21 protein-coding genes and 3 tRNA genes are annotated in these 23,322 nt (G+C 53.4%); 8 read left to right on the top strand and 16 right to left on the bottom strand.

What is annotated here, in order from left to right:
• Nucleotides 1-37: 37 nt before the first annotated feature.
• The 6 genes from truB to PHI12_03750 form a co-directional block, all read right to left on the bottom strand.
• On the bottom strand, nucleotides 38-937 hold the full coding sequence (truB, locus tag PHI12_03775) for a tRNA pseudouridine(55) synthase TruB (protein MDD5509915.1): 900 nt from the start codon (nucleotides 935-937) through the stop codon (nucleotides 38-40).
• Between the two features lie 2 nt (nucleotides 938-939).
• The gene (rbfA, locus tag PHI12_03770; protein ID MDD5509914.1) at nucleotides 940-1,308 is read right to left on the bottom strand and encodes a 30S ribosome-binding factor RbfA; all 369 of its coding nucleotides are present in this window, start codon (nucleotides 1,306-1,308) and stop codon (nucleotides 940-942) included.
• A 21-nt stretch (nucleotides 1,309-1,329) separates the two neighbouring features.
• Nucleotides 1,330-3,165 (bottom strand): translation initiation factor IF-2, encoded by a 1,836-nt coding sequence (infB, locus tag PHI12_03765; GenBank protein MDD5509913.1) that lies wholly within the window; start codon nucleotides 3,163-3,165, stop codon nucleotides 1,330-1,332.
• A gap of 3 nt (nucleotides 3,166-3,168) precedes the next feature.
• Entirely contained in the window at nucleotides 3,169-3,453 is a 285-nt protein-coding gene (locus tag PHI12_03760; GenBank protein ID MDD5509912.1) for a YlxR family protein, read from the bottom strand.
• Nucleotides 3,437-4,855 (bottom strand): transcription termination factor NusA, encoded by a 1,419-nt coding sequence (nusA, locus tag PHI12_03755; GenBank protein ID MDD5509911.1) that lies wholly within the window; start codon nucleotides 4,853-4,855, stop codon nucleotides 3,437-3,439. The genes PHI12_03760 and nusA overlap by 17 nt, the downstream gene beginning before the upstream one ends.
• A 208-nt stretch (nucleotides 4,856-5,063) precedes the next feature.
• Nucleotides 5,064-5,990 carry a carbohydrate kinase family protein gene (locus PHI12_03750; protein MDD5509910.1) on the bottom strand — a complete coding sequence of 309 codons (927 nt, stop codon included), beginning with the start codon at nucleotides 5,988-5,990 and terminating at the stop codon, nucleotides 5,064-5,066.
• Between the two features lie 253 nt (nucleotides 5,991-6,243).
• Between PHI12_03750 and PHI12_03745 the strand changes: the two genes are divergently transcribed.
• Complete coding sequence (locus PHI12_03745) at nucleotides 6,244-7,023, top strand: glucose 1-dehydrogenase (GenBank protein ID MDD5509909.1); 780 nt, start codon at nucleotides 6,244-6,246, stop codon at nucleotides 7,021-7,023.
• Between the two features lie 150 nt (nucleotides 7,024-7,173).
• Here the strand turns inward: PHI12_03745 and PHI12_03740 are convergent.
• Nucleotides 7,174-7,249: transfer RNA gene (locus PHI12_03740), tRNA-Lys, on the bottom strand.
• 112 nt (nucleotides 7,250-7,361) lie between these two features.
• Here PHI12_03740 and PHI12_03735 point away from each other — a divergent pair.
• The 4 genes from PHI12_03735 (at nucleotide 7,362) to PHI12_03720 (ending at nucleotide 11,646) form a co-directional block, all read left to right on the top strand.
• A complete protein-coding gene (locus tag PHI12_03735) occupies nucleotides 7,362-7,712 on the top strand; it encodes a hypothetical protein (protein MDD5509908.1) in 351 nt (116 codons plus the stop codon).
• A 180-nt stretch (nucleotides 7,713-7,892) separates the two neighbouring features.
• A complete protein-coding gene (gene aspS / locus PHI12_03730) occupies nucleotides 7,893-9,692 on the top strand; it encodes an aspartate--tRNA ligase (GenBank protein MDD5509907.1) in 1,800 nt (599 codons plus the stop codon).
• Nucleotides 9,689-11,026, top strand: a complete 1,338-nt coding sequence (tig, locus tag PHI12_03725) for a trigger factor (protein MDD5509906.1) — start codon at nucleotides 9,689-9,691, stop codon at nucleotides 11,024-11,026. The genes aspS and tig overlap by 4 nt, the downstream gene beginning before the upstream one ends.
• A complete protein-coding gene (locus tag PHI12_03720; protein ID MDD5509905.1) occupies nucleotides 11,023-11,646 on the top strand; it encodes an ATP-dependent Clp protease proteolytic subunit in 624 nt (207 codons plus the stop codon). Before tig ends, PHI12_03720 begins: the two co-directional genes overlap by 4 nt.
• 65 nt (nucleotides 11,647-11,711) lie before the next feature.
• Here the strand turns inward: PHI12_03720 and PHI12_03715 are convergent, their stop codons facing one another.
• The 9 genes from PHI12_03715 to PHI12_03675 all read right to left on the bottom strand — a co-directional run bounded on the left by PHI12_03715 (nucleotide 11,712) and on the right by PHI12_03675 (nucleotide 19,555).
• Nucleotides 11,712-12,362: a PHP domain-containing protein gene (locus PHI12_03715; protein MDD5509904.1), complete on the bottom strand. Its 651-nt coding sequence runs from the start codon at nucleotides 12,360-12,362 to the stop codon at nucleotides 11,712-11,714.
• 2 nt (nucleotides 12,363-12,364) lie between these two features.
• A complete protein-coding gene (efp, locus tag PHI12_03710) occupies nucleotides 12,365-12,922 on the bottom strand; it encodes an elongation factor P (protein ID MDD5509903.1) in 558 nt (185 codons plus the stop codon).
• A 1-nt stretch (nucleotide 12,923) separates the two neighbouring features.
• A complete protein-coding gene (locus PHI12_03705; GenBank protein ID MDD5509902.1) occupies nucleotides 12,924-14,003 on the bottom strand; it encodes an aminopeptidase P family protein in 1,080 nt (359 codons plus the stop codon).
• On the bottom strand, nucleotides 13,987-14,904 hold the full coding sequence (gene xerC, locus PHI12_03700) for a tyrosine recombinase XerC (protein ID MDD5509901.1): 918 nt from the start codon (nucleotides 14,902-14,904) through the stop codon (nucleotides 13,987-13,989). The genes PHI12_03705 and xerC overlap by 17 nt, the downstream gene beginning before the upstream one ends.
• 16 nt (nucleotides 14,905-14,920) lie before the next feature.
• Nucleotides 14,921-15,736: a hypothetical protein gene (locus PHI12_03695; protein ID MDD5509900.1), complete on the bottom strand. Its 816-nt coding sequence runs from the start codon at nucleotides 15,734-15,736 to the stop codon at nucleotides 14,921-14,923.
• A 2-nt stretch (nucleotides 15,737-15,738) separates the two neighbouring features.
• Nucleotides 15,739-17,847, bottom strand: coding sequence for a type I DNA topoisomerase (gene topA, locus PHI12_03690; protein ID MDD5509899.1), 2,109 nt, complete (start codon nucleotides 17,845-17,847; stop codon nucleotides 15,739-15,741).
• Between the two features lie 5 nt (nucleotides 17,848-17,852).
• Complete coding sequence (gene dprA / locus PHI12_03685) at nucleotides 17,853-18,974, bottom strand: DNA-processing protein DprA (protein ID MDD5509898.1); 1,122 nt, start codon at nucleotides 18,972-18,974, stop codon at nucleotides 17,853-17,855.
• A 365-nt stretch (nucleotides 18,975-19,339) separates the two neighbouring features.
• Nucleotides 19,340-19,428: transfer RNA gene (locus PHI12_03680), tRNA-Ser, on the bottom strand.
• 39 nt (nucleotides 19,429-19,467) lie between these two features.
• Nucleotides 19,468-19,555, bottom strand: a tRNA-Ser gene (locus PHI12_03675).
• A 147-nt stretch (nucleotides 19,556-19,702) separates the two neighbouring features.
• Between PHI12_03675 and PHI12_03670 the strand changes: the two genes are divergently transcribed.
• From PHI12_03670 to PHI12_03660, 3 genes are all read left to right on the top strand, one after another.
• Nucleotides 19,703-20,713 (top strand): hypothetical protein, encoded by a 1,011-nt coding sequence (locus PHI12_03670; protein ID MDD5509897.1) that lies wholly within the window; start codon nucleotides 19,703-19,705, stop codon nucleotides 20,711-20,713.
• A 253-nt stretch (nucleotides 20,714-20,966) separates the two neighbouring features.
• Nucleotides 20,967-21,287 (top strand): hypothetical protein, encoded by a 321-nt coding sequence (locus PHI12_03665; protein MDD5509896.1) that lies wholly within the window; start codon nucleotides 20,967-20,969, stop codon nucleotides 21,285-21,287.
• Entirely contained in the window at nucleotides 21,284-23,311 is a 2,028-nt protein-coding gene (locus PHI12_03660) for a V-type ATPase 116kDa subunit family protein (GenBank protein ID MDD5509895.1), read from the top strand. Before PHI12_03665 ends, PHI12_03660 begins: the two co-directional genes overlap by 4 nt.
• Nucleotides 23,312-23,322: the final 11 nt, after the last annotated feature.

Below are 23,322 nucleotides of genomic sequence, written 5' to 3'. Positions count from 1 at the left end.
CTCTTTAACTCCTGAAATAAGGCACCGGAAACTTGCCTTAAGCAAAGACCTTTTCCGGTTGCCACTCGCTTCTTTCCAGGTTGAAGCGTAACACGCCCAGGAAGCAGCCGTCAAGCGTATAGGCCCGGCAATAGCGCCGATAAGAACGGTCTTCCTTATTGTTGTTATCGCTACTTAAGGCCACTGGGCGCCCGTTTCGAATGAGCTGACTGGCCTTGTCGTCAACGATAATGGCATCCCAGTCTATGAGCACAGTATCAATGGGATAGAAGAAATTCTGCCAGTAGCCGTGGCGGCAGGCAGCCTCAAGCCGGTCTAAAGGAACCGCGTCTTTGATATCAAAGATGCCGCACCTCAAACGGGAGAGATTATTCAGAGTAGCTCCGCAGCCCAGAGCGTTTCCTAAATCCTGGGCCAGTGAACGAATGTAGGTGCCCTTGCCACATACTACTTCTACCGTGGCTACCGGCGGTTGCCAGCCGGTAAGATTAAGGCTGTAGACAATAACCGGTCGGCTTTTCCTTTCAATCTCGATGCCAGCCCGTGCCAATTGGTAGAGAGGTCTGCCCTGATACTTAACGGCGCTGTACATCGGCGGAATCTGCTCTATAGTACCGCAAAAAGAGGTGAGCTCCGACTCTAGACGTGCCCGGCTGATTTTAGAGGGGTTTTCCCGTCGGATAATTTGACCGCTGGCGTCACCGGTATCAGTAGCCACTCCCAGTTCGATCTGAGCCCGATAAGCCTTGGTGGTATCTACCAGAAACTCGACAATCCGGGTTCCCTTGCCCAGACAGACCGGCAGGACTCCGGTGGCCTCCGGGTCAAGTGTGCCGGCATGTCCCACCCGCTTCTCTCCGGTCAGCCGCCTGACTCGGGCGACGACATCGAATGACGTTATACCCCGGGGCTTGTTGATATTCAGTATGCCATCCACAATCAGTCTCTATGCTGTTCAGCGGTATTATCCCCGGTAGTCTGTTCAATTAGCTTTAGGATGTGATCCCCGTGCTTGATGGAATCATCCCATCTGAAGCTGAGCTCAGGAATACGCCGCAGCTTTAGACGCTGTGACATCTCATTACGCAGATAACCAGAAGCGGCTGACAGTACTCCCAGTATTTCTCGGTTTTCTTCCTCGCTGCCGATATTACTGACGAATACCTTGGCATATTTCAAGTCGGGGGAAGTAGAGACTTCGGTCACCGTAATAAGGGCGCCAAGACGAGGGTCTTTAACCTGGTGCTGCAGTAATTCACTGAGCTCACGACGCATGAGTTTATTCACTTGCTCGATACGATGCGTCACAATATTTCCTGCTCAGGGCCGTTACCGTCTGGTTTCTGTCTTAAAAAACTCCAACACGTCTCCGACTTGAAAACTGTTAAAGTCCTTAATTCCCAGACCGCATTCGTAGCCCGCGGCTACCTCCTTGACATCATCCTTAAAGCGCCTGAGACTGCTGACGGTAGATTCACATAACACCTGTTCCCCACGCCGCAGCCTCACCGAAGCACCGCGGCTCACCTTGCCTTCGGTCACATAAGTTCCGGCCACCTTTTCCTTTTTGCCGGCAGTAAAGATATTCCGCACCTCAGCCCGTCCCTCAATGACCTCAACATAAGAAGGCTCCAGCATGCCTTTGAGCGCACTGCTGACGTCGCTGATCAGGTCGTAGATCACATCATAAGAACGGATGCTTACCCCCTCTATCTCAGCCAGACGCCGCGCCCGCGATTCGGTACCGATGCCAAAACCGATGATTATTCCCTTGGAGGCAGTGGCCAGCATAACATTGCTTTCGGTAACATTACCGGTCCCGCTATAAATAACGCTAACCTTCACCTTTTCGGTTCCCAGTTCTTCCAGGGAGCCCTTGATCGGTTCAATACTGCCCTGAACATCGACCTTGAGGATAATATTAAGTTCCTTCACCCTTCCGGTACTGATCTGGTCGTAGAGATTACTGAGATTAACTGCCTTCGGCTCCTGACTCTTCTCTGCCATCCGTTTCTCTATCAGTTTCTGTGCCTGGCTTTCATTAGACACTGCCTTCAGGTTGTCGCCCACCTGAGGTACGGTACCTAAGCCCAGGATCTCTACCGGGGTAGCTGGCTCAGCCTTCCTTACTCTTTTACCGATATCGTTGAACATAGCCTTGACCCTGCCCCAGGTTGTGCCGACTACTATGGTGTCGCCAAGCCTTAGAGTTCCCTCATTAATCAAGACTGTAGCCAGAGGCCCTTTGGTCTTGTCCATCTTGGCTTCAATAACTACCCCCAGTGCCGGTTGAGCAGGATCGGCTTTGAACTCCTCCATCTCAGCGATGAGCAGCAGGTTCTCCAGTAGCTCATGAATACCTGTTTTTTCTTTTGCTGAAATAGGAATACAGATTGTATCTCCCCCCCACCCCTCGGCAACCAGACCGGCATCAGCCAGTTGCTGCTTGGTCACCTCGATGTTGACCCCGGGCTTATCAACCTTATTTATGGCTACTACTATGGGAACGCCGGCAGCCCGGGCATGGGCAATAGCCTCCAGTGTCTGCGGCATTACCCCATCATCAGCGGCTACTACCAGAATAACGATATCGGTTACCTGAGCACCCCGGGCCCGCATCGCCGTGAAAGCCTCATGCCCCGGCGTATCCAGAAAGGTAACCTTTTGTCCGTTGACCTCCACCTGATAGGCACCGATATGCTGGGTAATGCCGCCGGCTTCGGCTTCCATTACATTGGTCTGTCGAATAGCGTCCAGAAGCCGGGTCTTGCCGTGATTGACGTGTCCCATAATGGTGACTACGGGAGGACGCAGCTTTAGGCCCTTGAGTTCTTTACTCCGGAGCTCCTGTTCTTTCTTAGACCCGCTAACAGTACCGCCTGGCTTTCTAATTGTCTGGGCTTGCGGAGATGGCTGGTAACCGAGCCCTGTCGCGATAGCCGCTGCCAGTTCATAATTGACTACCTGGTTAATATTGGCCATGACGCCATTTCGCATTAGTTGTTTAATAATATCTATTTCACTGGTCTGAAGAAGGTCAGCCAACTGCCGTACGCTTATGTTGGCTGGAATTTCAACCGGGTGCGAAGGCGCCGATGGTGAGCCACTACTCTGCTTGATGTCAGCAGGGCCCGGATTGCTGCCCGAATTGTTTGCTCTTACCATAGGCTATTCTCCCGCAAGGTCTTTGCTATAATTCATAAGCCGTTCCCGATTTTCCCTGGTAATAGTGGTTCGTAGAGTATAGTCCAGCCGATTACTCATTAACCCGGCTTTCCAACACTCGATATTACGGCATAAATAAGCACCACGCCCCGGTTTCCTGCCGCTGGTATCAACCTCGATGACCCCGTCGGAAACACAGACCAACCGGGTCAGCTCACGCTTCGGTTTTACCTGACGGCAGGCCACGCAGGTGCGTTGCGGTATATGCCGACTAATACTCTTCGTCATCGCCATCAATCTCTATGGACCCCGGCATCCGGCGCAGTTTCTTGATTTTGATGCCATCCTCGGCGCTTTCCTTGCCGGAAACACCCTTTTTCTTTTTCTTCTTTAATTTGGCACCGGGTTTAACCGGCTGTGGAATTGCAATCTCTTCGGCAAATCGGATCCGGACTTTCTCCGCGGCTATCTTGGGCTGGGCAGTGGGCGAGGGTATGGCGGTACTTATCGCTTCCAGCGGTATACCGACCTCTTCTTCCCCTGCCTCTTCGACATCTATCCGGGCTGGCTCCTCAATAGCCGGTATTTCGCCGCTGATCTTCTCACCAACCGCGGCTGCTTCCTCTGCCTCGGCTGGTAGCGGCTTGGCCTGTGCTTCTGCCTCTGCCTCCGAAGCGCTCTTGATATCGATACGCAGTCCGGTGAGTTTGGCAGCCAGCCTGACGTTTTGCCCTTCTCTGCCGATAGCTAATGAGAGCTGGCCATCAGGAACAATCGCAGTGGCCGCATCTCCATTTACCTCAACACTTAGTACCTTGGCGGGGCTGAGAGCACTGGCGATATAAGCAGGGGCATCCATGCTCCACATTACGACGTCTATCTTTTCTCCATTTAGCTCATTAACGATATTCTGTATCCGAATACCGCGCAGTCCGACACAGCAGCCGACCGGGTCAATACCTTCCTGACGGGCGGCTACCGCTACCTTGCTCCGGTAGCCGGCTTCGCGTGCTACCGATACCAACTCGACTGCGCCGCTGCTGATTTCGGGGACCTCCAATTCAAAAAGACGCCGCAATAGATTCGGGTGAGAACGTGATACTATCACCAGGGGTCCTCTAGGGGTCTGGGCTACTTCCAGGAGATAGACCCTGATTCTCTGCCCCATCCGGTACCTCTCGTTATGCATCTGCTCGACCGCCGGCAGTACTGCCTCCGTCCTGCCCAGATCAATGGAAACCTGCTTGGGCTCAATACGCCGTACTACCCCGGTGATAATGTCCCCTTCCTTATCAGCGTATTCCTCGAATATGGCGTTGTGCTCCGCTTCATGAAGTCGCTGCAGGATAACCTGTTTGGCTGTTTGAGCGGCAATACGCCCGGCATTGTGAGGGGTATCCTCAACCTCGATAGTGTCGCCCAGCTTAATATCCGGCTTGATCTCCTTCGCCTTGTCCAGTGATATCTCACGGCGGTGATCCGATGGCTGCTCGACCACGGTCTTCTCAGCCCATACCTGCACCGCGCCAGTATTGGGATTAATCTTGACCGAGATATTCTGATTGGCGGCAAAGCTGTCCTTCTTGTAGGCCGACACCAGGGCTGTCTCGACTGCCTTGATGACTACCTCCTGAGGAAGGTTCTTCTCGGCTGAGAGCTGCGTAATGGCGAGCACAAAGTCGCTTTTCATCTTTAGCTAAAGCCCCCCAATTTGTTATCCCTATAGAACAAAAAAGTGGGATTCAAACCCACTTCGCAACTCATTCTTCACCTGACAGGATTATAGCATAATCAGCTTTTGGTGTGCAATAACACAACCCTCTTCCCAAATGATATACGGTTCTCTGCTGCCGGTCGGTCGGGACGGGCTGATGTTCAGGTAGTAATGTGGGGTGGTGCTAGCCGGGGTATTGTTCGAGCCTCTCCTCGAATTCCTGCCGGCTGAAATGGTACTCCTGAGTGCCGTAGTACTCCACGGCGAAGGAAGCGCAGACCCCTCCCATTCTAGCGCATTGTTCGATGCTCCTGCCTTCAATCAATCCTTTAATCAGGCCGGCCCGGTAGGCATCGCCGGCACCGGTCGGATCCAAAACCTCCTTTGCTCTAGCGGCAGGGATGTTAATCTCACTGTCTCCGCTACAGACCCGGGAGCCCATTTCACCCAGTGTGGTAATAACAGTCTCGACCTTCTTGAGCAGCGTTTTTCTATCAAGGCCGGTCTTGTTAAAAATCAATTCCAGTTCGTAATCATTGGATATCAGTATCCTTGAGCCGTCTATACACTCAATGAGCTCTTTCCTATTCCACATCGGTAACGATTGACCGGGGTCGAAAATATAGTCGATTCCTCTGGCCTTACAGCTCCGCGGGTAATTCATCATATCCTCGAGATTACCCGGGGCTATAATGACGATACTGTCTCCGGGATTGACCCTGTCAAAATCAAAGCAGGAAGGGTGTTTCATGGCACCGGGGTTAAAGCCGGTAATCTGGTTATCGGCCCGGTCGGTGGTAATGTAGGCACTGGCGGTGAACTCATCTTCAATAATCCTGATGCCGTCGCAGGCGATGTTCTTTGCCGCCAGCCATTCGAAGTATCTCTGGTAATCGCGGCCGACGGCAGCCAGAATGATCGGCCTTTCTCCCAGTAGAGAGAGGGCGTAGGCAATGTTGCCCGCGGTACCGCCGAGCCTCTCGACCATACCGTTCACGGTAAAAGAAACGTTCAAAACGTGTAGTTTATCGGGAAGAATGTGGTCGGCGAAGTACTCCGGGAAGTCCATGATCCTGTCGTAGGCTAAAGAGCCGGAAACAATGATACTCATTGATTTCTATTCTAACCTTCCCCGCATACCTTTGCAACACCTGTTTTCCGGCTTGCATTAGGGCATTTTTACTATTGACATCGTTATCGAAATGGGCTATAACCTGACTGTAAGGCATATTCGGACACCCTCCGAGGACACCAGGCGCATCAGAAGACAGGTTAAGGCGTCTGTATCGGAGGGGTCGGCCGGGAGGTATGCGCTCTCGAATCTATTCGGTTAAAAAATAATAGCACGGAGGTAGAGTAAGGAAATGGGAAGACTGGATGGTAAGGTTGTCCTGATTACCGGAGGGGCTGCAGGCATCGGGAGAGGACACATCGAGCTGTTTGCTAAGGAGGGGGCTAAGGTCGTAGTTACTACCAGGAAGAAGGTAGATGAGGGAACGGCGTTGGCGGAGAGTATCAAAAAGCAGGGTGGGGAGGCCATCTTTCTCAGACTCGATACCACCAGCGAGGATGACTGGAAAAAGGTGCTCGATGAGGTTGTCAAAAAATATGGCAAGCTTAACGTCCTGGTGAACAATGCCGGTGTTTCACTTGCGAAAACGATAGAAGAGACATCTCTCGATGAATGGAACTGGATAATGAATATCAATGCGACCGGGGTGTTCTTAGGCTGCAAATACGGCATTGAGGTTATGAAGAAGAACGGGGAACCGTGCTCGATAGTGAATATATCGTCTATCGATGCCATGGTCGGTGAGGCGGAGTTGCCTGCCTACTGCGCCTCGAAAGGGGCGGTGAGGTCGTTTACCAAGGCGATAGCGCTTTCCTGTGCTGAGGCCGGATATCATATCCGGGTCAATTCGGTACACCCCGGCTACATTCATACCGAGCTTACCGAAAAAGAGGCCCAGGACTCGGGAATGACACCGGCGCAGTACTTCGAGAAAGTGGGCAAGATGCACCCGATCGGGCATATCGGCAAACCGGCTGACATCGCTTACGTCAGCCTGTTTCTTGCTTCCGACGAGTCTAACTGGATTACCGGCTCGGAGTTCGTTGCCGACGGGGGTTATATTTCAAGATAAACCGGGCGGCATAAGACAAGCAGATTCCCCGTATTTCTATTGGATAGTAGGGATACGGGGAATGTTTTTTAAATAAGAGCGTTCACTATAGAAGTCGGGACATCGAGGATACCTTTTATTAGCTGGCATGCAAAAAGCCGAGGAGACCTTTGGTGAGCCGCAGAGGAATCGAACCTCTAACCTGCTGATTAAGAGTCAGCTGCTCTGCCAGTTGAGCTAGCGGCCCATATACTATGCGAGTTTAGCAAACATTGGGTCTTAGTGCAAATTTTCATATAGTCCAATATACGGATTGACAAAAAAGCTGTCTTTTTGTACCATAAAATATAGGAGAAATTATGGGCGAAATAGTTGTCTACAGTCTGAAGGTCAACAAAGAACAGCTTGAACTCGCCAAGAAGTTTGTTGCCCGAGAGGGACAGGTACTTCAGGATAGCCTGCGTGACTTTATTGATGTTGCTGCTGACTGTGAGCAGTGTCTGGAGCTCCATGAGGAAGACGCCTCGATCGGAGAGCTCCAGAGTGCCTTCACCACACTGCTCGCCAAGTGTAAAGAGTCATGGCACTTGAACAATGTCCTTCAAGAATCAGTGATGCAGATAGCCAAGCTGAGCAAGGTTCCTCTGGACTTTATCGCTAACGTGCTCTTTGAGGCACGGCGGGTCAAGCCGTCAATACGTCGGATATAGACCGGACAAAGAAAGTGCCCTCTCTGCCGGTTCCTCCTCGACCATTGAGTCAAAATTTTCCGGTATTCCCTGCTGCTATGTCATCGTCGTTATCAACCTGCCGGGCCGGCACACGTGTTTGAAGAGCGTCACTATTATGAGATATAATCAGCGAGGTAAATATTTGGGTAGAGAGGCGCTTTGTTAAAAACTCACAGCTGTGGGGAATTGAATAAGAAGCATATTGGCAGCGAGGTGACCCTGGCCGGTTGGGTTGACCGGCGCCGGGATCATGGCGGGCTGATATTCATCGACCTGCGTGATAGAGAGGGTATTACCCAGATAGCCTTCAACCCGGAGATAGCCGGACAGTGCCATAAAGTAGCCAACGGGATGCGAAGCGAACATGTTGTCAGGGTGAGAGGTAGGGTTGCTTCCCGTCCGCCGGGTACGGAAAATGTGAGACTGGCTACCGGTGAAATTGAGGTTGTCGCCGATAGCGCCGAGATACTCAATTCGTCGAAGACGCCGCCCTTCTATATCAATGAGGATATCGAGGTGGAGGAGAGTCTCCGCTTAAGGTACCGTTACCTTGATATCCGCCGGACGCGGATGAGAGAGAACCTGATTCTCCGCCACAAAGTGGTGAAGTTTATTCGTGACTTTCTTGATGACAGGGGCTTTATCGAGGTAGAAACACCGATACTGATTAAGAGCACCCCGGAGGGAGCCCGGGACTATTTGGTACCCAGCCGGCTCCACGCCGGGAAGTTCTATGCGTTGCCCCAGTCTCCGCAGCAGATGAAACAGCTGCTGATGGTAGCCGGCCTGGAGAAGTACTTTCAGATAGCCAAGTGCTTCCGTGATGAGGACACCCGTGCCGACCGTCAGCCCGAGTTCACCCAGCTCGATCTTGAGATGAGCTTTGTTGAGGAAGAAGATATCCTCAGCCTGTTTGAGGAGCTCTTCGCTTTGATGGTGGAGACAGTCCGGCCCGAGATGCGGGTGATCAGGCCGTTCCCCCGCATTAGATACGCCGAGGTCATGGAACGCTACGGTACGGACAAGCCTGACCTGCGTTTTGGCCTGGAGATAGCCGACCTTACTGATATCGCCGCAGAGACCGAATTTGCCATTTTCCGTTCGGTAGTTGCTAACGGGGGTAAGGTAAAAGGTATCACTGCCCCGGGCTGCGCCGGCTACTCGCGCAGTCAGCTTGATGAGCTGAACAAACTGGTGCGTAGTCTCGGCGCCGGCGGTGTGGTCACCATCGCACTGGGTGCCCCCGGCGGCAGACTGGAAGATTTAACTCTGGATACGGTAAAGTCGGTAGCGGCTAAATTCCTTACTCTGGACCAGATTAAGCAGATAGCCTCCCGTCTGGGTGCTGCTCCGGGAGACCTCTTACTGATCATCGCCGGTGATGGTGACATGGTCAGTACTGCCCTGGGCGAGCTGCGCCAGGAGATGGGGCGGCGGCTGGAACTGGCTGACCCCAATCTCCTCGCCTTTGCCTGTATTATTGATTTTCCCCTGCTGCACCGGGACAAAAAGCTGGAGCGGTGGGAGTCCGAGCACCACCCCTTTACAGCACCGAGGGATGAGGATATGCCGCTGCTGGGAAGCTCTCCGGAAAAGGTGAGGGGCAGGCACTATGATATTGTCTGTAACGGGTATGAGATCGGCGGCGGCAGCCTGCGGATCTACCAGAGTGAGTTGCAGAGAAAGGTGTTCCGGCTGCTGGGTTATCATGATGATGATATCAACCAGCTTTTCGGGCATATGCTGGAGGCATTTGACTATGGCGCTCCGCCTCATGGCGGCATAGCGCTCGGCATTGACCGTCTGGTGATGTTGCTGGCGGGAGAAAAGACTATTCGTGAGGTGATCGCCTTCCCCAAGACCCAGGAGGCTCTTGATTTAACCTTCAATGCTCCCTCGCCGGTTACTGAGGAGCAGCTGTCTCAATTACACCTGCGTCTGCGAGAGGAGGAAGAATGAAAGTAACCAACGAGAAGACTGAGAACAGCCAGGTGTTTCTTGCCGTTGAGATGGAACCGTCTGAGGTAGAAGTGTCTCTGGAAGAGGCCTATCGCCGCCTGGTGAAGAAGACTGACGTTCCCGGCTTTCGCAGAGGAAAGGCGCCCAGAGTAATGCTGGAGCGCACCATTGGTAGAGAAAGCCTTCTTAAAGAGGCCATAAGTGACCTCATCCCCGAAGCCTGTGAGAATGCTATCAAGGAGCAGAAAATCGAGGCCTTTGCCCGTCCCGCCGTTGAGATTACCCGGACAGACCCCCTGGCTTTTAAGGCGATTGTGCCGCTTCCGCCGGTGATTACGCTTGGTGATTATCACCGGATCAGCATGACCCCTGAACCGGTTGAGATGGGTGAGGACAACGTTAACGCTGTCATTGAGCGAATACGCCACGAGCAGGCTACCTGGGAGCCGGTAGAGCGGCCTGTGGAAGAGAACGATATGGTCGTTCTGGATATTGAGAGTACCGCGGACGGGAAGCCGTTTATAAATCGAAAGGGAGTCCAGTACCAGGTCTTAAGCGACCAGCCCTTACCGCTGCCTGGATTCGCCGGGCAGATAGCAGGAATGGTCAGGGATGAGGAAAAGGAATTCAGTCTCCAGATTCCCCAAGACTTTCCTAAAAGCGAGCTGGCTGACAAAGAGGCCCGGTTTAAGGTAAGGGTCGGCGAGGTAAAACAGGAGAGGCTCCCCGAGCTAAATGATGAATTCGCCAGGGGAGTAGATAATATTTTTGATACCATGGAGAAGCTTAAGGAGCACATTTCGGAAGGCTTAAGGCAGGCGGCTGAGGCAAAAGCCCGGACGGATCTTGAGGAAAGGGTTATTGAAGCGGCGGTCGACCAGTCCGATGTGGAGTTCCCGCCCTTTCTGGTGGAGATGGAGATTGACCAGCTTCTCGAACAGCAACTGAGGCGCTGGCAGGCGAGCGGCCACGACCTGGACAGCTACCTGGCTGCCATTAATAAGACCGAGCAAAAGCTGCGGGAAGACCTACATACCCCGGCTACCAAGCGGGTCATCCGGTCGCTGGTGCTGGGTAAGATCAGTCAGGAGGAGAAGATTGAGGTTGACGACTCTGAGGTAGCCGCTGAGATTGAGGATATGATCAAGGATGCTGCCCCGGAGAGGCAGGATGAACTGAGGGCATTTCTCAGTACGCCACAGTCCCGCAGGTCGATTTCGGATGTACTGGTGGGGCGAAAAACGGTAAGGCGGTTGGTGGAGATAGCCGTGGAGGCGAAGGGGGATAGCAAAGTGAATACTGAAAAAGAGGCAAAGAAGGAGGCAAAGCGATGAACACCCGACCGGAGAATGTTATTCCGATGGTGATTGAGAGTGGGGCCAGGGGAGAGCGTGCTTTTGATATCTACTCCCTTTTGTTAAAAGAGCGTATTATTATGCTGGGTACGCCGATTAATGACCAGGTGGCTAATGTTATCGTTGCCCAGCTTCTCTATTTAGAGCGGGAAGACCCCGATAAGGACATCAGCCTCTACATTCACAGCCCCGGTGGCGTTATCAGTGCCGGTTTGGCTGTTTATGATACCATGCAGCTCATCCGCCCCGATGTTTCTACTATCTGTGTTGGGCTGGCGGCAAGTATGGGAACAGTCCTCCTCTGCGCCGGTACAAAGGGCAAGCGTTTCGCCCTGCCCAACGCCACGATACATATGCACCAGGCTTTTGGTGGTGCTCAGGGGCAGGCCGCCGACATCGAAATTGCCGCCCGCGAGATTATGCGGATTCAGGACATAATTCGTGGCATTCTGGTCAAACATACCGGCCAGACAGTGGAGAAGATTACTCACGATACCGATCGTGACTTTTACCTTAACCCGGAGCAGGCGGTAGAGTACGGCATTGTCGACGAAGTTCTTCGTAAGCCGGTCGAGGAGAAGGCTGGCGATAAAAAGTAGCCGTCGCTCTGGCGGTACGGCTTATGGTAATCCCTTCTGAAGGTACCTGCCGGGTTTCCGGCAGTTTAGAGCTTACTCTTCAGCCTGGCCAGGACGCTGTTAATATGGACGAATGGATTGGTTCTGTGACCGAAGACCGTGCCTCTGGCCAGGGCGCCAGGGAAATCTTGACAACCGTTAAATTCCGGCATCTCGACATAGGCGTTGCCGATCGCCTGGACAGTGTGGGCGTCGCTGCCGGCGCTTCCTGGAATGCCGTACTTCCTGGCGAAGCTCTCTGCTCTGGCTGATGAGCGGTAGAGAGGCGTCCTGGAGTTAAATACTTCAATAACGTCTATCTCTCCCTGCTCCGCCAGCCTCCTGGTGATATCAATGTTCAGCGCGGACTGACGAAATCTATCGAACGGATGCGGGATGGCTACCAGCCCGTCTTGAGTCCTGATACGGGATATCGTCTCGGCAACCGACAGGCCGCCGGGTATACTTTCCTTGAGAAACATGCCCATAATCTCGCCGTGTGGGGTCAGTATCTCCTCGGCAACGATTACGGGAAAGGGGGCAATATCCTGCATCTTCAGGGCGCCTTCGATGGTATTGTGGTCGGATATGGCGATACAGTTGATGCCGACCTCAAGACAGCGGCCGATAATCCTGGTTAACGGCGTATTGCAGTCGGGCGAATACTCGGTGTGGATATGCAGGTCGGCCTTGAGCAATTTCAGTTCACCCTCTCCAGATAGCTGCCGCTGCGGGTGTCAACCTTGACAATATCCCCCTCGTTGACAAAAAGGGGGACCTCTATGGTGATGCCGGTCTCGAGTGTAGCCGGTTTGGTGCCGGCGGTGGCGGTGTCTCCCTTGAATCCGGGCTCGCTCTTGGTAACCTCGAGCTCAACGGTAATCGGCATCTCGACCCCCATCAGTTCACCCTTGTAGCTTGATATTTGCAGGGACATTCCTTCCTTAAGGTAGTTGATGGCGTCACCCAGCTGGTTGCTGTCCAGGGATGTTTGCTCGAAGTTCTCCTCGTCCATAAAGTAGTACAGGTCTCCGTCGCTGTAGAGGTACTGCATCGGGCGGTACTCAAGCCGGGCGCGTACAAATTTCTCCGTGTTCTGAAAGCTCCGCTCAATAGTGTGGCCATCCCGGATATCGCGGAGCTTAACCTTAGCCAGGGCCGTCCGCTTCATCTTAATATGCTGGTATTCGATAACCTGGTACAGTTTGTCGTCTAACTCGATAGTAACCCCTTTTCTCAGCTCACTGGAATTTATCATCCTAGACTCCTATCTTCTCAGCTTTTGAAATTACCCTGACTTTGTTGTCTTCCATCACTACCGTATCCTCGATCCTGACGCCTCCCCAGCCCGGGATGTAGATTCCGGGTTCAATAGTAAATACCATTCCGTTGGTTAGCGGCTCGGTGCTGCCACGACCGAGGCGTGGTGCCTCATGCGGCGACAGTCCTATGCCGTGACCCAGGGCATGACCGAAAGCTTCACCGTAGCCAGCCTCTTCTATGACTATCCTCGCCATATTGTCCGCCTCCTCTCCACTCATTCCTCCCTTGATCATTGCGATTGCGGTTAACTGCGCCCCGAGAACAGTATCGTATACCTTACGAAATGTCTCGTCCCGGCCGCCGATGCAAAGAGTACGGCTGAGATCGCTGGAGTAGCCGCTGATCCTGGCACCGAAGTCCATTACTATCGGCTCTCCGGGATGTATAGTACGTGGCGAGGGACTGATATGGGGTAGTGCTGAATTATCACCTGAGCCGATAATAACATTGAAGGGGATGGGCTCACTACCCTTTTCCCGCATAAACCTTTCTATCGCCCAGGCCAGCTCCTGCTCACTGACGCCGTTACCGATGATACTCGCGGCATAGGAAAAGGCGGCATCGCTGACTGCCGCTGCCCGGGCTATCAGCTCGATCTCCTCAGGTTCTTTGATCACCCGTAGCGACTCGATAAGCCCGTCGACAGGGATAAGCCTGAAGGGAAGCTTCTTTTTCCTTATTATATCAGATAATTCCCGGTAATGATAAAAGGTGATGTGCCTGCTCTCAAACCCAAGCCGGTTAATGCCCGGCTCATCCACCAGCTCAGGGAACCAGTTCTCCGCGGGGCCGCTTATCCGAAAGATTGTAAAGCCGGGCGATTGCCTATGCGCCTGTTCCAGGTAGCGAAAGTCGGTGGCTAGGACCTGCTTCCGGGGTGTGATCAAGAGATAGCCGTCGGAGCCGTTAAAACCGGACAGGTAATATCTGTTCTCCGGCCGGGAGATCAAGATAGCATCAATCTCCTGGTTGGCGAAACCCTGTAGCAGCCGCTTAATTCTATCCTTCCAGCTCATTATCCTGCTTTCCTCCTGCCATGGGATGGGCGGAGAGGTATACCTTTCTTGCCTGACTCTTAGTGACGTGGGTGTAGATCTGGGTAGTGGACAGGTCGGCATGCCCCAGAAGCTGCTGTACCACTCTCAAGTCAGCCCCGCCGTCGAGAAGGTGAGTGGCGAAGGAATGGCGTAGCATGTGGGGATGGACCCGCCTTTTGATGCCGGCAGCAGCGGAGTATTTCTCCACTATCTTCTGCACCCTCCGTTCTACCAGGCGCCTGCCGCTGCGGTTAACGAACAGGGCCGGGGTACCTTTTCCGCCCAGCAGACTGGTTCTGCCCTGGCTTATGTAGGTAAAAATGGCTGCTGCGGCTGGCTTACCCATCAGCACCATCCGCTCTCGAGAGCCTTTGCCCCGGACTCTGATTTCATTGGCGTCAAGGTTAATCTTATCAATATCCAGGTTTACCAGCTCGCTTACCCTCAAACCGGAAGCGTAGAGCAGTTCCAGCAGGGCCCGGTCGCGTTGTCCCTGCGGTGTGGATGAGTCAGGAGCGTTGAGAAGCTCAATCACCTCTTTCTGGCTCAGGAAGCCGGGCAGCCGCTTGTCCAGCTTGGGAGAAGAGGTATCGGCGACCGGGCTGGTAGCAACTATCTCTTCTCGCATCAGGTAGCGATAGAAGGAGCGTATCGCCGAGAGCTTACGGGCGATACTGACCTTGACAAATCCCTGATCAAGGAGGTGGGAGAGGTAGTCGCGGACGATCTGTTTGTCCACCTCGTGAAGCGAGTCGATCTTTCGTGACTTCAGGAAGCTGAAAAATTCCAGCAGATCGGTGGTATAGTTGCGTATGGTATATGGAGAAGCATTCCGCTCTGCCTCAAGGTAGTTTACGTATCGGTTAAATATCTGTTGCATTGAACCGGCCGCGTTTCTATTTGTCTACTGGTTCGCCTTCCCCGGAGTTTCCGCTCTTTTCTTCTTCTGCTGAGCATCCGTCGACGGTACCGCTGGCAGCGATGTGCGCCAGAACGTCGGCAAAGGCGATACCCTTGGACCGTGCCCCTTTCAGCCCGTGCCTGACCTTACTGGCAAGCACATCGCCCAGGTGCAGGGTAGCACTGGTTAGCTCCTCCGGTGATATCCAGCCCTTACCGTACATAAAGCCGGTAACGTACACCTTGGCGATGTTTTCCTGTAGTAACGCTGCGGTGTACTTGGTATTCCTGTGGCTGGTTTGAAATTCTACATACTCGATAGGCCATTCCTTCTTCAATTCATCAAGGAATTTGTCACGCAGCTCAATCCAGCGCGGCAGGCCTCCCAGCCGCCACTGTTTGTTGTTTTCCTCGTAGTGTTCCCGGTTTGCCTCAGCAACCCGGTTGATCAAATCGCTATCGATGGGTTCCTCAGACTGGTATATGCGGACCTTCTCCGGAGACCAGCTCTCCAGCGCCTGGGAGGCCCGCTCCAGAATACGGCACAGCTCCAGCGTCTCCTCGACCTTGAATTCCCAACCGCCCGGCTGATATCTCTTGACATTCCTGGTGCCGTCTGCTTCTTTGACAAAGACAAGCTTTGTCATCAGCCTGCCCCCTGCGGTGTACTGCAGTTCACCGCTGAAGAGGGTCTTCTTTTGCACGTGGAGGCCGCGGGCGGCGGTCAGGGAACGGTCTCCCAGCGAGAGCCGGTCTTTAATGGTGGCGATTTCCTCAATACTGCCCAGCAGGTGTTCCGAAGGGTAGTCCATAGTTACTCCTCCAGCTTGCCTTTATAGTCGCACTTGGTGCATTTTGTCTGCTTGCGCCGGTATAGTGTCAGCAGTCCGCCGCATTTGGGACAGGGGCGGGGGATAGGTCTGGTGTTAATGGCAAAGTCGCATTCGGGCCAGCGGTTGCAGCCGTAGAAGGTACGCTTCTTCTTATTTATCTTCTCGACTATGCTGCCGTTGCAGCCCGGTTCCGGGCAATTGACGCCGGTCTTAATTTCATACGACCTGGTGTATTTACATTCGGGATAGCCGCTGCAGGAGATGAACTTGCCGTAGCGTCCGTATTTGACCACCAGTGGCTTCCCGCAGCGGGGGCAGCTCTCTTCAGTCTGCTCATCAGCTATCTTCACCTTTTCCATAAGCTCAGCGGCACTCTTCAGGCTCTCATCGAAGGGGGTGTAGAAGTCGTTAAGAACCTCCACCCACCCCCGCTTCCTGCTGCCTATCTCGTCGAGTTCCTCCTCCATACGGGCAGTGAACTCAACGTTAATGATGTTGGCAAAGTGCTGAGTAAGCTGGTCATTGACTATAATTCCCAGCTCGGTCGGCTGAAGACTACCCTTGTCCTTGTTGACATATTCGCGCTCAATAATGGTGGAGAGTATGGTGGCATAGGTGCTGGGTCGCCCGATGCCATTCTGCTCCAGCACCTTGATCAGGGACGCTTCGGTGAAACGGGGTGGGGGTTGGGTAAAGCGTTGCTCCGGGAAAAGCTCGATAAGCTCGAGCTTGTTGCCTCTTTCCAGGTGGGGAAGCAGGGGGCTTTTCTTTTCTTCTGCTTCGTCTTCATCCTTACCGGCGATATAGAGGGACATAAAGCCGGGGAACTTGATAACCGAGCTTGAAGCCTTAAGGATATATTTACCGCTGTCATAGGGTCTTATTGCTTCAATCTCAATGCTGGTGTTATCGAATATGGCGTCCGACATCTGGCTGGCTACCATCCTCTGCCAGATAAGCTGGTAGAGCTTGAGTTGCATCTTATTGAGGTATGGCTGAAGAAGGGAGGGCTCCCGCCCGATCCGGGTCGGCCGGATGGCTTCGTGGGCCTCCTGGGCTCCCTTTACCGCTTTGGTGAAGGAACGGGCGTGTGCCGGAACGAACTCGGGTCCATACCTGGAGTTAATGAACTCTCTGGCTTCGACTATTGCGGAGCGGGCGACCCTGGTGGAGTCGGTACGCATATAGGTAATCAACCCTACGCTGCCCTCATCGCCTACCGTCAGGCCTTCATAGAGCTGTTGTGCGAGAGACATGGTCTGCTTGGCGCTGAAGCGGAACCTGCGCCAAGCTTCCTGCTGTAGTGTGCTGGTGATAAACGGGGGGGCAGGCCGGCGGGATACCTTTTTTGTCCTTACCCCTCCCACCCGGTATCTGGCTTCTTTAAGCTCATCACAGATACCATCCGCTTCCTTGCTGCTTTGAATTTCCAGCTTGGTACCGTCGCCGAGACCGACCAGAATGGCCCGCACGGTGGCATCGGCAGGCGTTTCCGTGGCCAGTTCCGCCTCGATAGTCCAGTATTCCTGCGGGGTAAATTTATCAATCTCCCGCTCCCGCTCGACGATAATCCGTAGCGCCACTGATTGCACCCTGCCGGCGGAGAGTCCACGCCTTACCTTTTTCCAGAGGAGCGGACTTATTTTGTAGCCGACCAGCCGGTCCATAATACGTCGTGCCTGCTGGGCATTGACCAGTTCCAGGTCTATTGATCGTGGCTGTTTGAAGGCATGCTTGATGGCTTCCTCGGTTATTTCATGAAAGACAACGCGGTGGTATGGTTTCCGGTCTGACCTGGTTACCTCATACAGATGCCAGGCGATGGCTTCTCCCTCGCGGTCGGGGTCAGTAGCCAGGTATACCGCGGCTGCCGTTTTCGCCGCCTCTTTAAGCTCCTTTACCAGCTTGCTCTTGATCCGGGGCACTACATATTTCGGAGCGAAGCTGTTTGCTATGTCCACTCCTATGGCGCCTTTAGGCAGGTCTCTGATATGGCCCATGGATGCCTTCAGGTTGTATTCTTTACCCAGAATTCTACCCAGTGTCTTTGCTTTGGCCGGTGATTCCACGATAACCAGATTCTTTTTCATAACACCTATTCCACTCTCACCCGATATTCCGCTCTGTCTTCTCGGGCCAGTATAAAACTCATTACCCCCATCTGCTTCACCATTCCTTTAAGCTCCATCATCACCAGCGTGCTGCTGACCTGTGATACCGGCAGACCGCTGCTACGGCATACTTCATCAATGTGAACAGGCTCGGCGCCCAGTTGTTTTAAGAGCAGGGCTTCTGTTTCCGAGGCCGGGATAGCCTCCTTCAGTTCTATTTGATGGGCGACCTCGGTCAGGTTCAGTTCCTCCAGTATATCAGCATAGCTGCTGACCAGCTTGGCACCCTCCTGGATAAGGTGGTTGGTGCCGGTACTCGCCGGTGATAGTATGCTGCCGGGGATGGCAAACACCTCGCGGTTCTGTTCCAGCGCCAGGTTGGCGGTAATCATCGCTCCGCTGGTCTTACCGGCTTCGATAACCAGGACGCCCAGGCTAAGGCCGCTCATTATGCGGTTACGCCGGGGGAACCGGTCGGCGCGAGGTCTGGTTCCCAGGGGGTACTCGCTCATCAGTACCCCCTGCTCAGCGATACGGCGGGCCAAGTTGGCGTTCTCTGCGGGATAGATAGTATCGAGGCCGCAACCGAATACGGCGATACTTCTGCCACCAACCTCCAGAGCAGCCTGGTGCGCTACCGAATCGATGCCCCGGGCCAGACCGCTGACGATGGTAATTTTGCTTCGGGCCAGATCGGCGGCTATCTCCTCGGCTATCTGCCTTCCATAAACAGTGGCCCGGCGTGTGCCGACCACCGCCAGACACCGCTCGTCCTCAGGAAGAAGCGTGCCCCGGATGTAGAGTATCGGCGGGCAGTCGTATATCTCTTTAAGACGGGCCGGATAGCCCTCGTCGTGCCAGGTGACCGCACCCACGCCATAGCTCTCGAGCTTTTCCATCTCTGCTTCCAGGCACAGACCGGGGCGTCGTGAAGTGATGGTACGTACCGTGCTGCTATCCAGTCCGGAGTTCCTTAAGTCACCCGAACCGGCCTTCCAGGCATTCTCAAGGCTGCCAAAATAATTCTCCATCTGGGTTATTCTGACCCGACCGATGCCAGGAATCAGGCTGAAGCCGACCCAGTATTTAAGCTCTTTGTTCTTCATTTTATTACAACAATCTCTGGGGACCTATCCTTACAGCAGTGTAATCCTGGCCGTATGTCGGTTCGGCTGCGGTGTAAAGCAATTCTAGCATAGAGATAAGCTACCGACAATTCTGGTGGTTTGTCAAATCGTCCCCTCTGCAATCGGCTGCGTAGCAGAGATTGGGTGAAAGTACCCGTGCCTGCCAGGTGCATCGGGTCTATAAAAGGGATCGATACAGCCAGGTAAAGAATTAAGGCGGGTTAAAAAAGACAGAGCCGGGTAGCCAGGTTAACGAAGTAATAACTATGGTTTCGGAGATGGTGCAGATGGCAGGTCCGGCGCCGTCTTCGCTATAAGATTAACCGGCTTTACGCCAAAAGCAGTGGCGGAGAGAGTGGGATTCGAACCCACGGTAGCCAAAGGCTACACGCGCTCTCCAGGCGCGCCTGATAGACCACTCCAGCATCTCTCCTCAGTATAGTGACCTGTTTGTTAATTATACAGTATCCGGCGGAGAGGGTGGGATTCGAACCCACGCTCCACTGAACGCGGAGACCGCTTTTCGAGAGCGGCACCATAAACCACTCGGACACCTCTCCCAACTTCAGATTCTATCCTAAAACCTCGTCTCAGGGCAAGCTGATACAGCTCCCGGCCCGCTATTCTGCTTGATATGCTGCTTTACGAACTTGCCGCTGATATTGTATGCTGACCAGGATACGGCCATTTTCCGGGAGTAACAGGTTGTGGTCTGGTTAAAGTTTGCTGCCTGCATTGCTATCATTCTCTTCTCAGGAACAAGACTGGCGCGATACGGAGACGCCATCAGTGAGAAGACAGGCGTAGGACGGATATGGATAGGCCTGCTGCTTCTGGCGGCGATTACCTCTATGCCGGAATTGGTTACCGGAGTCAGTGCGGTTGCCCTGGTCAAACTGCCCGATTTAGCGGTGGGGACCCTCCTGGGCAGCTGCATTTTTAATCTGGCGTTGATAGCCGTAATGGATACTATCTATCGGCCCATGCCGATCCTGAGCCGGGTCAGCCCAAGTCACATTGCATCGGCAGCCAGCGGCATCATGATCGCCGCTGTCGTTGCCGCAGGAATAGGTGCGGGAAGGTTTTTCTCGGGTGTGACGCTGGGTTGGATCAACCTGACCGGGATATTGCCTCTTCTCCTTTATCTGGTCGGGATATGGTGGGTATTCCGTTCCGAACGTAATAACCGGGCAGCGTCAGCTCAGGTAATGCCCGCTCAATATGATGATCTGTCCAAAAAGACGGTCTATCTCAGGTTTGCCCTGTCGGCGGCTGCTATTATCGGTGCCGGGATATGGTTGTCCTTTGTCGGCGAAGAGATTTCCACTACCTACAGTCTTCATACCAGCTTTGTCGGCAGCCTGTTTCTGGCGATTACCACCTCGATGCCCGAACTGGTGGTTACTCTGGCTGCCCTGCGTTTGGGGGCGGTGGATATGGCAGTGGCAGACGTGCTGGGCAGCAATATGTTTAACCTTGCCCTTATCACCCCGGTTGACCTCGCCTACCGGAGAGGTCCGGTCCTCTCCTCGGTGCTGGGCGCTCACCTGGTCACAGCGTTGCTGGTAATTGTGATGAGCCTGCTGGTTATCATCGGGATCCGCTTTCGGCAACAGCGCAAAACATTTTCCCTGGTCAGCTGGTATTCCGTTGCCCTGGTTGGGCTCTATATTTTCGGTATCTACCGCATCTTTATCTCCGGCATGGGGGTGGGGTAGGGGTTTACCACTGGAAAAAGTTATGTTATAATCACAAACTGGTTGTTGAGCGATTATTTCCATACGGGGAGAGCCTCCGCCGGGATCAGGGCTCTTCCTCTTCCTATGACATCGCAGGTTGGTTTCGTGTTTTGATTAATCAATGTAGAACAGCGTGGGTTGGAGGCAGTGACGACTCAAGATATACGCCGGTAAACGGTAAGTCCTCTCCCTGTGTCAGTCAACCCGAAAGTTCTCTGGAAAGAGGTGTGCTATGCCTGCTGAGGAAATAACGACTAGCGTTGAAATGATTGAGGCTGAAGCGGAAAAAACTCTTAAGGAAGCTCAGCGTCGTGCCAGTGAAATTATTCTCAAAGCTAAGGAGGAAGCCCGGGTTATTCTTGCCTCCGAAGTATCCCTGGATGAGGTGAAGAGGGAGTGTGAGCAGACTCTGGATGGTGCCAGGGAAAAGGCGGCCCGGGAGATCGAGCAATCAAAGAAAGATGCCTCTGAGATTAGAGCCGGTTCCGGTAAGAAGATGACAGAGATTGCCGGCCGTATCGTGAATATCGTCAGCGGAGCCGGTTCGAGATGACTCCACCGATAATCGTCAATTCTCCTGAATCGATGGTTAAGGTGAGAGTCGTTACCCTTAAGGATTACTCCGAGCAGACCCTAAAGACCCTGCATAAAGTCGGGGTCCTTCACGTTGAGGAGGCTAAAGAGCTAAAGCCGGTAGACAGGGCGGCTATCGAGAGCCAGCGAAAGGAAGTCACTGAACTGGCGACCTTTGTGAACAACATGCTGGGCTACCTCACCGGGAAAGAGGAGGTCTTGCCTGAAGAAGACGTCGAGGTGGTATACACCCGCCCATTTCCCGAACTCAGCCGGGAAGTACGGTCATTGTACACCCGCTTCGCCGGACTGTACGATAAGGCGGTCAAGACCGATAACGAGATTCGGGAATTGACCGAGCAGAAAAGACATCTAGGGCTACTCACTCAATTCTACGATCTTAAGCTGAAGGACCTGGAATTCTCCGGAGACTACCTTTTTTCCCGGGTCTTTGTGCTGCCTGCCGAAGCATACCAGGCTTTACGCGATGAGATTCAGGGTTATCTTTTTGAAAGCTCTGTTGCCGCTGTGGAAGACGAGGCCGTTCTTTACCTTATTGCTAAGGTGGAGAACCGGGATGCCATCGAATCTCTGATTAGCGGTGCCGGAGGTAGGGCCCTGTTGATACCGGACGGCAATCAAAGCCTGGGCGGGTTTCTTAACAATACTGAGACCAGGCTGCAAAAGCTCGAGGAAAGCCTGTCCGCAACCTATCAGGAACTCCAGAATAAGGCCAGGCAGGACGTAAAGACGCTTGCCCTCTTTAAAGGGGCGCTGGCGGCAGAAAGACAGCGGCTATCGGTCTTAAGCCGGGCCTGTGAAGCGAAGTATGTCACCTCGGTGGAAGGGTGGATACCGGCAAACAGCGCTGAGACGCTGGTCTTTCAGCTTAAGGATAGTATAGAGTATATCTTCGTTGATACCAGGGAGCCGGAGGACTCGGAAGAACCGCCCACCAAGATGAAGAACCCGACTCCGCTGAGACCATTCCAGGTCGTGGTCAACCTGTTTGCTATTCCCAAATACAGGGAATGGGACCCGACGCCCATTGTCGCCTACTCCTTTGCTATTTTCTATGGATTGATGACAGCCGATGTGGTCTATGCGGCAGGGATGATTCTGATTAGCCGGTTTCTGGTTGTCAAATTCCTCGGCGGAACCAGGTCCGAGGCGGTGATGCTGCTGCAGAGAGTTCTGTATATCTGCGGCGGAGTTGGCCTTGCCCTGGGCCTGCTTAGCGGCAGCTATCTGGGTAATATCCACACCATGTTTGGACTCGGGGATCCCGGTCTGGTTACCGGGGTCCAGCGGCTACTGCAAAATCCGCTAATCTTTGTCATACTGGCGCTTTTTATCGGTTTCATCCATGTCAATATCGGCAATGTACTGGCTCTCATCAAGATGGTCAAGGAGAGAAACCGGGGTGCCATAGTTGCCAAGGTGGGGCTCTTTTCACTTCAGTTCGGCGCACTCTATATCATACGCGCCGTAATGAATGTGGATATTCCCTCCGTGCTCGGCCTTATTATCAGGATGCCTCAGTTCTCGCCTCAGGTCTATGATGTCTCCCTGTACTTTGCTATCGCCGGGATAGGCATGATAGTCGCCGGCAATTTTATCGAGAAGGGTGGCCTCGGGGCGATACTCTGGCTTTTTGATATCACCGGCATCCTGGGTGATATTATGTCCTATGCCAGAATCGCCGGTGTGGGCCTGGCTACTTACTATCTGGCTACAGTATTCAATATGCTGGGGCCCCTATTCGGCGACCTGTTGCCTTTCTCGGGTATGGTCGGTGTCATCGCCGGTGGTGCTCTAAGTATTCTAATTCTGGTTATAGGACACACTGTCAACCTGTTGCTCAGTGTCCTGACCGGATTTATCCATTCACTCCGGCTGTGTTTTGTCGAGTTCTTGTTTAAGTTCTATGAAGGAGGGGGCAGGATATATAGTCCATTTAAGTTGATTAAGCGGCCACCCGTATTGGTGGGAGCAAAATCTTAGAAAGGAAGTGC

The organism is Dehalococcoidales bacterium (assembly GCA_028716225.1).
GTDB lineage: Bacteria > Chloroflexota > Dehalococcoidia > Dehalococcoidales > UBA5760 > UBA5760.
Note: the sequence above shows the minus strand (reverse complement) of the source record. Positions and strands in the feature narration are given on the sequence as shown.

Excerpts from the sequence above, each read along its gene's own strand:
- infB (MDD5509913.1), bottom strand. The coding sequence starts at position 3,165 with ATGGTAAGAGCAAACAATTCGGGCAGCAATCCGGGCCCTGCTGACATC.
- PHI12_03760 (MDD5509912.1), bottom strand. The coding sequence starts at position 3,453 with ATGACGAAGAGTATTAGTCGGCATATACCGCAACGCACCTGCGTGGCC.
- nusA (MDD5509911.1), bottom strand. The coding sequence starts at position 4,855 with ATGAAAAGCGACTTTGTGCTCGCCATTACGCAGCTCTCAGCCGAGAAG.
- PHI12_03750 (MDD5509910.1), bottom strand. The coding sequence starts at position 5,990 with ATGAGTATCATTGTTTCCGGCTCTTTAGCCTACGACAGGATCATGGAC.
- PHI12_03745 (MDD5509909.1), top strand. The coding sequence starts at position 6,244 with ATGGGAAGACTGGATGGTAAGGTTGTCCTGATTACCGGAGGGGCTGCA.
- PHI12_03735 (MDD5509908.1), top strand. The coding sequence starts at position 7,362 with ATGGGCGAAATAGTTGTCTACAGTCTGAAGGTCAACAAAGAACAGCTT.
- tig (MDD5509906.1), top strand. The coding sequence starts at position 9,689 with ATGAAAGTAACCAACGAGAAGACTGAGAACAGCCAGGTGTTTCTTGCC.
- PHI12_03720 (MDD5509905.1), top strand. The coding sequence starts at position 11,023 with ATGAACACCCGACCGGAGAATGTTATTCCGATGGTGATTGAGAGTGGG.
- efp (MDD5509903.1), bottom strand. The coding sequence starts at position 12,922 with ATGATAAATTCCAGTGAGCTGAGAAAAGGGGTTACTATCGAGTTAGAC.
- PHI12_03705 (MDD5509902.1), bottom strand. The coding sequence starts at position 14,003 with ATGAGCTGGAAGGATAGAATTAAGCGGCTGCTACAGGGTTTCGCCAAC.
- xerC (MDD5509901.1), bottom strand. The coding sequence starts at position 14,904 with ATGCAACAGATATTTAACCGATACGTAAACTACCTTGAGGCAGAGCGG.
- PHI12_03695 (MDD5509900.1), bottom strand. The coding sequence starts at position 15,736 with ATGGACTACCCTTCGGAACACCTGCTGGGCAGTATTGAGGAAATCGCC.
- topA (MDD5509899.1), bottom strand. The coding sequence starts at position 17,847 with ATGAAAAAGAATCTGGTTATCGTGGAATCACCGGCCAAAGCAAAGACA.
- dprA (MDD5509898.1), bottom strand. The coding sequence starts at position 18,974 with ATGAAGAACAAAGAGCTTAAATACTGGGTCGGCTTCAGCCTGATTCCT.
- PHI12_03665 (MDD5509896.1), top strand. The coding sequence starts at position 20,967 with ATGCCTGCTGAGGAAATAACGACTAGCGTTGAAATGATTGAGGCTGAA.
- PHI12_03660 (MDD5509895.1), top strand. The coding sequence starts at position 21,284 with ATGACTCCACCGATAATCGTCAATTCTCCTGAATCGATGGTTAAGGTG.